Source organism: Salipiger sp. (genome assembly GCF_059781815.1).
This window is the reverse complement of record NZ_JBYNAH010000255.1, coordinates 1-7,137: the sequence shown is the minus strand read 5'-3', so window position 1 is coordinate 7,137 and position 7,137 is coordinate 1. Positions and strand designations below refer to the sequence as shown.

Here is a 7,137-nt window from a genome sequence, read left to right as displayed (position 1 = left end):
CTGCCGCTGCGCGTCGGCCAGCTCTCGGCCGAGATCGCGCTGCCGCGCGGCGCGGCGCCGGTGCTGGCGGCGATCGACGGGCGCCGGAGCCTCGACGAGATCGCTCGTGCCGCCCGCTTCGACGCGCTGGGATTTGGCACCGCCTGGGCGCAGGTCGAAGCGGCGCTGGCGCCCTGGGGGCTGCTGCTCTACTCCGGATTGCTGCGGACCGGCGGTCGCGCGCGCACCTGATCCAGCCGGCGCGCCGGGACGTTGCGTCGCGGGACGGATGCCGTTACGTCCGCGACTCTTGCGCGACGGGCTGATCCTTCTCAGACTGTACGCGAGGAGAAAACGGCCCGGCAGACCGGGCCCGAGGGGAGGAGCCACACCATGAGCTTTGCGTCCGTGAGCGACCGCAACGCGATCGAAGCCGAGATGCCGTGGGCGGAACGCGATGTTCCCGCCACGCTCTGGGGGCAGCTGAGCCGCACGGCGGAGGCCTTCCCCGACCGTCCGGCGGTGAGCTACCAGATGTTCTCGGGGCCTGGTGACAAGGCCGAGACGGTGACATGGGCGCAGCTGCGCGACCGCACGGCGCAGGCGGCCAACCTGTTCCGCAGCCTCGGCATTGGCGAGACCGACGTCGTCGCCTACGTGCTGCCGAACTGCAACGAGACGCTCTACACCCTGCTGGGCGGCGCGGTGGCGGGGATCGTGAACCCGATCAATCCGCTGCTCGAACCCGAGCAGATCGCCGCCATCCTGCGCGAGACCGACGCCAAGGTGGTGGTCACGCTCAAGGCGTTTCCGAAGACCGACGTTGCGCAGAAGGTGGCCGAGGCCTGCCGCCACGCGCCGCATGTGCACACGGTGCTCGAGATCGATCTCAACCGCTATCTCACACCGCCGAAATCCTGGATCGTGCCGCTGATCCGGCCCAAGACCAACGGCCATCCCCATGCCGACGTGCTGTGCTTCAACAAGGAACTGCGCAAGCAGCCGACCACGCTGAGCTTTGCCGACAGCACCGGCGACCGCGTCGCGGCCTATTTCCACACCGGCGGCACCACCGGGATGCCCAAGGTTGCGCAGCACCTCTATTCGGGGATGCTCTACAACGGCTGGCTCGGACACACGCTGCTCTTCGACGAGCAGGACAACATCATGTGTCCGCTGCCGCTGTTCCACGTCTTCGCGGTACACGTGATCCTGATGTCGGCGATCTGCTCGGGCGCGCATGTCGTTTTCCCGACGCCTGCGGGCTATCGCGGCGAGGGCGTGTTCGACAATTTCTGGAAGCTCTGCGAGCGCTGGAAGATCACCTTCGTGATCACCGTGCCGACCGCGGTCTCGGCGCTGATGCAGCGCAAGGTCGATGCCGACATCTCGACGGTGAAGGTGGCGTTCTCGGGCTCGGCGCCGATGCCGATGGAGCTGTTCAAGCGCTTCGAGAGCGCCTGCGGCGTGACCATCTGCGAGGGCTACGGCCTGACCGAGGCGACCTGCCTCGTCTCGGTGAACCCGCCCGAGGGCGAGAAGAAGGTCGGCTCGATTGGCATTCCCTTCCCCTACACCCACGTCAAGATCGTCAAGCAGACCGCCGGCGGCCCGCAGGAGTGCGAGACCGACGAGATCGGCGAGATCTGCGTCGCCAACCCGGGCGTCTATGCCGGCTCGACCTATACCGAGCAGGACAAGAACCACGACCTCTTCCACGAGGACATCTACCTGCGCACCGGCGATCTCGGTCGGGTCGACGAGGATGGCTATCTCTGGATCACCGGGCGGGCGAAGGATCTGATCATCCGCGGCGGTCACAACATCGACCCGGCGGAGATCGAGGAGGCGCTGCTGGCGCACCCGGCGGTGGCCTTCGCCGGTGCTATCGGCCAGCCGGATGCCCATGCGGGCGAGCTGCCCTGCGCCTTCGTGGAGCTGGTCGCGGGGGCCGAGGTCAGCGAGGACGAGCTAATGAAGCACGCCCGCGTGCACATCCACGAGCGCGCGGCCTATCCCAAGCACATGACCATCCTGTCCGAGCTGCCGAAGACCGCCGTTGGCAAGGTGTTCAAGCCGAAGCTGCGGATGCACGCGATCGAGCGCGTGTACAACGCGGCGCTGGAAGCGGCGGGGCTGCAGGCGCGGGTGGTCGACGTGATCGACGACCGCAAGCGCGGGCTGGTGGCGCAGGTCGTGCGCAACGGCTCGAACGAGGAGGCGGTCTGTCACTGCCTTGGCGCCTATACCCGGCCATGGGACTGGACCGAAGAGGCCGCGGCAGCGGCGGAGTAGGGAGACGCATCCCCTCGAGGCTGCCCGTGACGCGATCCCGCGGGCGGCGATGGCGGGTGTTGTGCGGCAGACGCCAGACCGCCCGAAGCTGATCGAGTCGGGCGGAGGTTCGGCGCCCGGTGGTCGAGATGCATGCCGGCCCGGGAGCGTTCGGGCCTCAGCTCTCGGTGTCGAGCCAGATCGTCACCGGCCCGTCATTGACCAGCGAGACCTTCATGTCGGCGCCGAAGCGGCCGGTGGCCACGGGGACGCCCTCGGCCTGCAGCCTGGCGGCGAAATGTTCGTAGAGACGCTTGCCCTCTTCCGGGGCGGCGGCGGTGGAGAAGCCCGGGCGATTGCCCTTGGTCTCGGCGGCAAGCGTGAACTGGCTCACCACCAGAGCGGCCCCCGAAACGTCGCGCACCGACAGGTTCATGCGGTCGGCCTCGTCCTTGAAGATCCGCAGCTTGGCGATCTTGGCGGCGAGCTTGTCGGCCTGCGCCTCGGTGTCGCCCTGCATCGCGCAGACCAGCACCAGAAGCCCCGGGCCGACCTCGCCCAGCACCGCGCCTTCGACCGTCACGCGCGCCTCGGAGACGCGCTGGATCAGCGCTCTCACAGTTCGTGGTCCCATGGCGGATTGGCGCCGGCCCGGCTGACGGTGACCGCCGCCGCCTTGGCGCCAAGCGCGATGGCGGCGCGCAGGTCGTCGAGTGCCGCGCCCCGCACCGAGCTGCGCGACAGCAGCCCGTCGCGCCAGAGCCCGGCCAGCAGGCCGGCGTTGAAGGTGTCGCCCGCGCCCACGGTGTCGACCACCTCGGCGCGCTCTGCCGGCACCGAGATCTCGCCCGCGGAGGAATAGGCCACCACGCCTTCGGCGCCGCGGGTTTCGAGAACCAGCGCCACGCCGCCCTCGATCAGGGCCGCGGGGGTGGTGCCGAGCCACGCCATGTCCTCGTCCGAGATCTTGACGATATCGGCGCGGCCCAGCATCGCGGCAAGCCGGGCGCGGTAGCGCGGCTCGTCGGTGATGAAGCCGGGGCGGATGTTGGGATCGATCATCACCAGCCGCTCGCCCGCCTGCGCGCAGAGCGCGGCGTAGCTGTCGGCGGCGGGCTCGGAGACCAGGCTGATGCCGCCGAAGAACAGCGCCTCGGTGTCGTCGCCGAGCGCGGGCAGGTCATCCTCGGACAGCATCCGCCCGGCGGTGTTCTCGTCGTAGAAGGCGTATTGCGCGTGGCCGTTGGTCAGCGTCACGAAAGCCAGCGTCGTCGGGCGCTCGGAGCGCGGCGACAGCGAGAAATCCACCCGCGAGGCGCTCAGCGCATCGGCCAGAACCGTGCCGAAGAGGTCGGTCGAGATACCGCCGAGATAGCCGCTCGGGGCGCCGAGGCGACCGATCGCGATGGCGGTGTTGAACACCGCGCCGCCCGCAACGGGGGCAAAGCTCGGCTCGCCGGTGGTGGCGGTCCGGGGCAGCATGTCGATCAGCGATTCGCCGCAGCACAGGATCATCTTCGGTCCTCCATCTGTTAGCGCCGCAACTTGCCGTGTTGCGAGGCCAGAAACAAGGCCCGGATTTGCGCAGGATCATGGCGCGGGCCCCGAAACAGTCGGAAACTCGCATATGTAGGAAAGGAGGTGTGTCATGGTCGAAACAACCCAAACTGGCCTCTGGCCGCATCTCTACGCGCCGCTGCGCGGGATCGGCTCGAAGATCTCCGACTGGCTGACACCTGCATCCGATGCCTCCTCTCACGAAGGAGGCTACCGGATCACCATGGAACTGCCCGGCGTCCCTGAAGACGCCGTCGACCTTTCGGTCGAGGACGGGGTCCTGACGGTGACCGGCGAGAAATCGGAAACCCGGGAGGAGACGGGCGAGACGTGGTTCTTCACCGAGCGTGAATACGGTGCGTTTCGCCGGACCTTCCGGCTGCCCCCTGACGCCGACGCCGAAGGCGCCGCGGCCAGCATGAAGGACGGAGTGCTCGAGATCACTGTCCCGAGGAAAGCGCCGGAGGAGAGCCGGGGCAGGAAGATCACGGTGACCAGGGGATAGGTCGAACAGGGCGGAGATCCCCGTCCCGCCTTCCCCGAGACCGGTCCCGGACACCGTGACGTAGGGCGGGCAGCGATGCCCGCCCTATTTTGCTGTGCGCTATTGCCCCTGCGCGAGGATGAAGCCGGCGATGACGGCGAGGATCAGGCCCAGCACCACCGCAGCCGCGATCTTCCAGCTCGACCACGGCCGTTCGCCCTGTACCCGTCCGGTGGTGCCGTTGACCACGAAGCGGTAGGTCTCGCCGCGATATTTGTAGGCGGCCAGCCAGACCGGCAGCAGCACATGCTTGAAGGTGACCGCCGAGACCTGCGTGTCGACGGCCTCGACGCGCTGACGGTCGCCGCCGATGTCGAATTTCACGTCGCGCTCGATCTGACGGTCCATGATGGCGCGAGCCTCGCGGAAGCCCTCGTCGAGATCGACCTGGTAGCCCTCGGCGCGGAAGCCTGCGAGGAATTCGGGCTGGTAGGGCTCGAGCCGGGTCAGATCCCATGGCTCGAGCGCGTCGGTGAATTTCTTCGGCAGCGAGCGCGAGGCCAGCACCAGCACGTCGTCGAAGAACCGTGCGACCCGCCCCGAGACCGAGCGCCAGCGCACCTTGGCGACCTGCACGGTCTGGCGCTTGCCGTCGCGCATCACCGTGCGGCGCTCGTAATAGACCGTGCCGCGCTGGCCGCGATAGGCCGATTGGGTCTGCGCGTCGAAGGTCCAGTAGGGCACGTAGATGCCCTGCATCTTGCGCCCCTTGCGGGCGTATTCCTTCAATCCGTTCGGCGCGAACCACAGCCGCCCGAGCCAGCCGGTCATGGCGTCATGGGCGGCGCGTTCGTCGAGGATGAAGGGCAGCACGCCGCGCGGCTTGATCTGCCGGTGGGTGCCGGTGTCGGTGACCACGGGGGTGGCGCAGAACGGGCATTCGGTGGCGTGGGTGTCGGGGTCGAACTCGACCTCGGCGCCGCAATTCGGGCACTGGGTGACCCGCAGATCCTCCATCTCCTGCAGCGGCAGCAGGTCGTCGATGGCGGCGCGGAAATCGAGCTCGCGGATCGAGTTGCTCCACGGCCCGCTCTCGGCGATCTCCTGCACATCGCCGCAATGGTCGCAGACCAACTGCCCCTTGGCGGGATCGTAGCGGTAATCGGCGCCGCATTGCTGGCAGGGAAAACGGTGTTCCTCGGTCATCACGGCCCCATTGTTTCCGGCAGGCCGACCCTAGGTCGGATGCCGGGGCGATGGAACCCGGTTTTCCTTTCCGGAACGGCTGTCTAGGGTGACGCCGAACAGGCCCGGCGCGCCGGGCCGCGAAACAAAAGGAATGTCACGAGGGCACCATGGGTCACCGCGTGAAAGCGATTTTGGCAGCGCTCGTGTTCTGCGCGGCGGCGGGCGCCGGCGCCGATGAGGCGCGCTACCGTTTCGAGTGGCAGGGCGGGGGCGGCTACGCGATGCACGGCGCCATGTCCTTCGACGCAGAGCTGCTGGATGGCGGCATCGTCACGGGCAGCGACCTGACCTGCTTTTACATCGAGGGCAGCCGCGACGGCGCGCCGGTCGGGCGCTGGGCGCTGTCGATGTTGAACGAGGAAACCAGCTGGGCGCTGACCTTCCTGCCGCAGAGCTCGGAATTCGCCGTGTTCGGCGAGGGCGCGATGATGCCGCAGGCGTGGAACATGGACGGGTTCGGCACCGATTGCGGCCCCGGCGGTTTCGGTTTCAACATCGGCAATGCGGCGCAGGATCTCTGCATCGACGGCACGCTGATCCTCGCCTCACAGGTCGAACCCTCGCGTCCGTTTCCGGCCTTGCGCGACGATGCGCTGAGCTTTCCGGCCGATGCCTGCATGGGGCCGTTGATGATGAGCGCGCTCTCTCCGATCTCTTCTCCCCAACCGAAGGACCTCCCCGATGTGCAATGAAGCAGCCGCCACGCAGATGATTTCCGACGCCCGCACCCGCGTCACCCGGTTCGATTTCGAACCCGGCGCCGAGACCGGCTGGCATGTGCATGAATACGACTACGTCATCGTGGCGCTGACCGATCTCACGATGCGGCTGCAACTGCCCGGCGGCGAGGTCCGCGAGGTGGTGACCAAGGCCGGCGAGGTCTATCGCCGCGATGCCGGCACCGAGCACAACGTGATCAATTACGGCGACACCCCGATGAGCTTCATCGAGGTCGAGCTCGTCGCCTGAGGCGGCTCAGACTTCGGCGAGGTCGTAATGGCGGATCGTGCGCGACTCGACCAGCGCGTCCTCGGCGGGATCGATATGCGGCGTGGTGTAGTCCTCGCCGACAAAGGCCTTGAGCGCATCGAGATCGCGCCAGACCATCACGAAGGCAAATTCGCGCGGGCTGTCGGCCCGCGCGGCGCCGGGCAGCACCGAGACGATGCCGTCGGTGGTGTTCATCAAGGGGATCGCGACCTCGTGAAAGAAGTGGGAGAACTCCGCCTCCTTGCCGGGGCGGGTCGTGACCTGAAAGAGCCGCAGGATCATCGGGGAACCTCCTGAAATGCGGTTCCCGCCCGTCTGATGGCCCCCGATACCGGGCCCCTGCCTTGCGACAGGATAGCACGTCTGGCCCCGGCTGTCGCTCAGGCGCCCGGGGGCGGCGGAGGCATTACGGTGAAGAGCTGCGCCAGCTCGGCCACGTCCTCGGCGCGTTTCCAGCCATCCTGGCCTTGCGTCCAGACGAAGGTCTCGCGCGTGAGCCCGCCCTCGGTGACCATGCGCCCGAGCCGTGCCTTGGAGAACGGCCCGCTGGTCTGGCCGTTCTCGGCGAGGTGCCAGACATGCTCCACCGGCGGCGGGGGAGGCGG

The 7,137-nt window shown here is 68.0% G+C and carries 9 protein-coding genes and 1 pseudogene; 5 read left to right on the top strand and 5 right to left on the bottom strand.

The window, feature by feature from the left end; all coding sequences use genetic code 11:
* Both AC6RA4_RS21825 and AC6RA4_RS21820 read left to right on the top strand, forming a co-directional pair.
* A pseudogene (locus tag AC6RA4_RS21825) lies at positions 1 to 231 on the top strand (class I SAM-dependent methyltransferase); the annotation flags it as partial.
* A 141-nt stretch (positions 232 to 372) separates the two neighbouring features.
* A complete protein-coding gene (locus AC6RA4_RS21820; protein ID WP_500163888.1) occupies positions 373 to 2,274 on the top strand; it encodes an acyl-CoA synthetase in 1,902 nt (633 codons plus the stop codon).
* A gap of 157 nt (positions 2,275 to 2,431) precedes the next feature.
* Here the strand turns inward: AC6RA4_RS21820 and dtd are convergent, their stop codons facing one another.
* Positions 2,432 to 2,872 carry a D-aminoacyl-tRNA deacylase gene (dtd, locus tag AC6RA4_RS21815; RefSeq protein ID WP_500163886.1) on the bottom strand — a complete coding sequence of 147 codons (441 nt, stop codon included), beginning with the start codon at positions 2,870 to 2,872 and terminating at the stop codon, positions 2,432 to 2,434.
* The gene (locus tag AC6RA4_RS21810) at positions 2,869 to 3,768 is read right to left on the bottom strand and encodes a carbohydrate kinase family protein (RefSeq protein WP_500163885.1); all 900 of its coding nucleotides are present in this window, start codon (positions 3,766 to 3,768) and stop codon (positions 2,869 to 2,871) included. Before AC6RA4_RS21810 ends, dtd begins: the two co-directional genes overlap by 4 nt.
* Positions 3,769 to 3,901: 133 nt before the next feature.
* Between AC6RA4_RS21810 and AC6RA4_RS21805 the strand changes: the two genes are divergently transcribed.
* Positions 3,902 to 4,315, top strand: coding sequence for an Hsp20/alpha crystallin family protein (locus AC6RA4_RS21805; RefSeq protein ID WP_500163883.1), 414 nt, complete (start codon positions 3,902 to 3,904; stop codon positions 4,313 to 4,315).
* Between the two features lie 99 nt (positions 4,316 to 4,414).
* Here the strand turns inward: AC6RA4_RS21805 and AC6RA4_RS21800 are convergent, their stop codons facing one another.
* Entirely contained in the window at positions 4,415 to 5,500 is a 1,086-nt protein-coding gene (locus AC6RA4_RS21800) for a primosomal protein N' (replication factor Y) - superfamily II helicase (protein ID WP_500163882.1), read from the bottom strand.
* 161 nt (positions 5,501 to 5,661) lie between these two features.
* On the opposite strand from AC6RA4_RS21800, the gene AC6RA4_RS21795 reads away from it, so the two are divergent.
* Positions 5,662 to 6,234, top strand: coding sequence for a hypothetical protein (locus AC6RA4_RS21795; protein WP_500163881.1), 573 nt, complete (start codon positions 5,662 to 5,664; stop codon positions 6,232 to 6,234).
* On the top strand, positions 6,224 to 6,511 hold the full coding sequence (locus tag AC6RA4_RS21790; RefSeq protein WP_500163879.1) for a cupin domain-containing protein: 288 nt from the start codon (positions 6,224 to 6,226) through the stop codon (positions 6,509 to 6,511). Before AC6RA4_RS21795 ends, AC6RA4_RS21790 begins: the two co-directional genes overlap by 11 nt.
* Before the next feature lie 6 nt (positions 6,512 to 6,517).
* Here AC6RA4_RS21790 and AC6RA4_RS21785 read toward each other — a convergent pair whose 3' ends face one another.
* Complete coding sequence (locus AC6RA4_RS21785) at positions 6,518 to 6,814, bottom strand: putative quinol monooxygenase (RefSeq protein ID WP_500163878.1); 297 nt, start codon at positions 6,812 to 6,814, stop codon at positions 6,518 to 6,520.
* A gap of 98 nt (positions 6,815 to 6,912) precedes the next feature.
* On the bottom strand, positions 6,913 to 7,137 hold a 225-nt coding region (locus tag AC6RA4_RS21780; RefSeq protein ID WP_500163876.1), incomplete at its 5' end, for a DUF4339 domain-containing protein.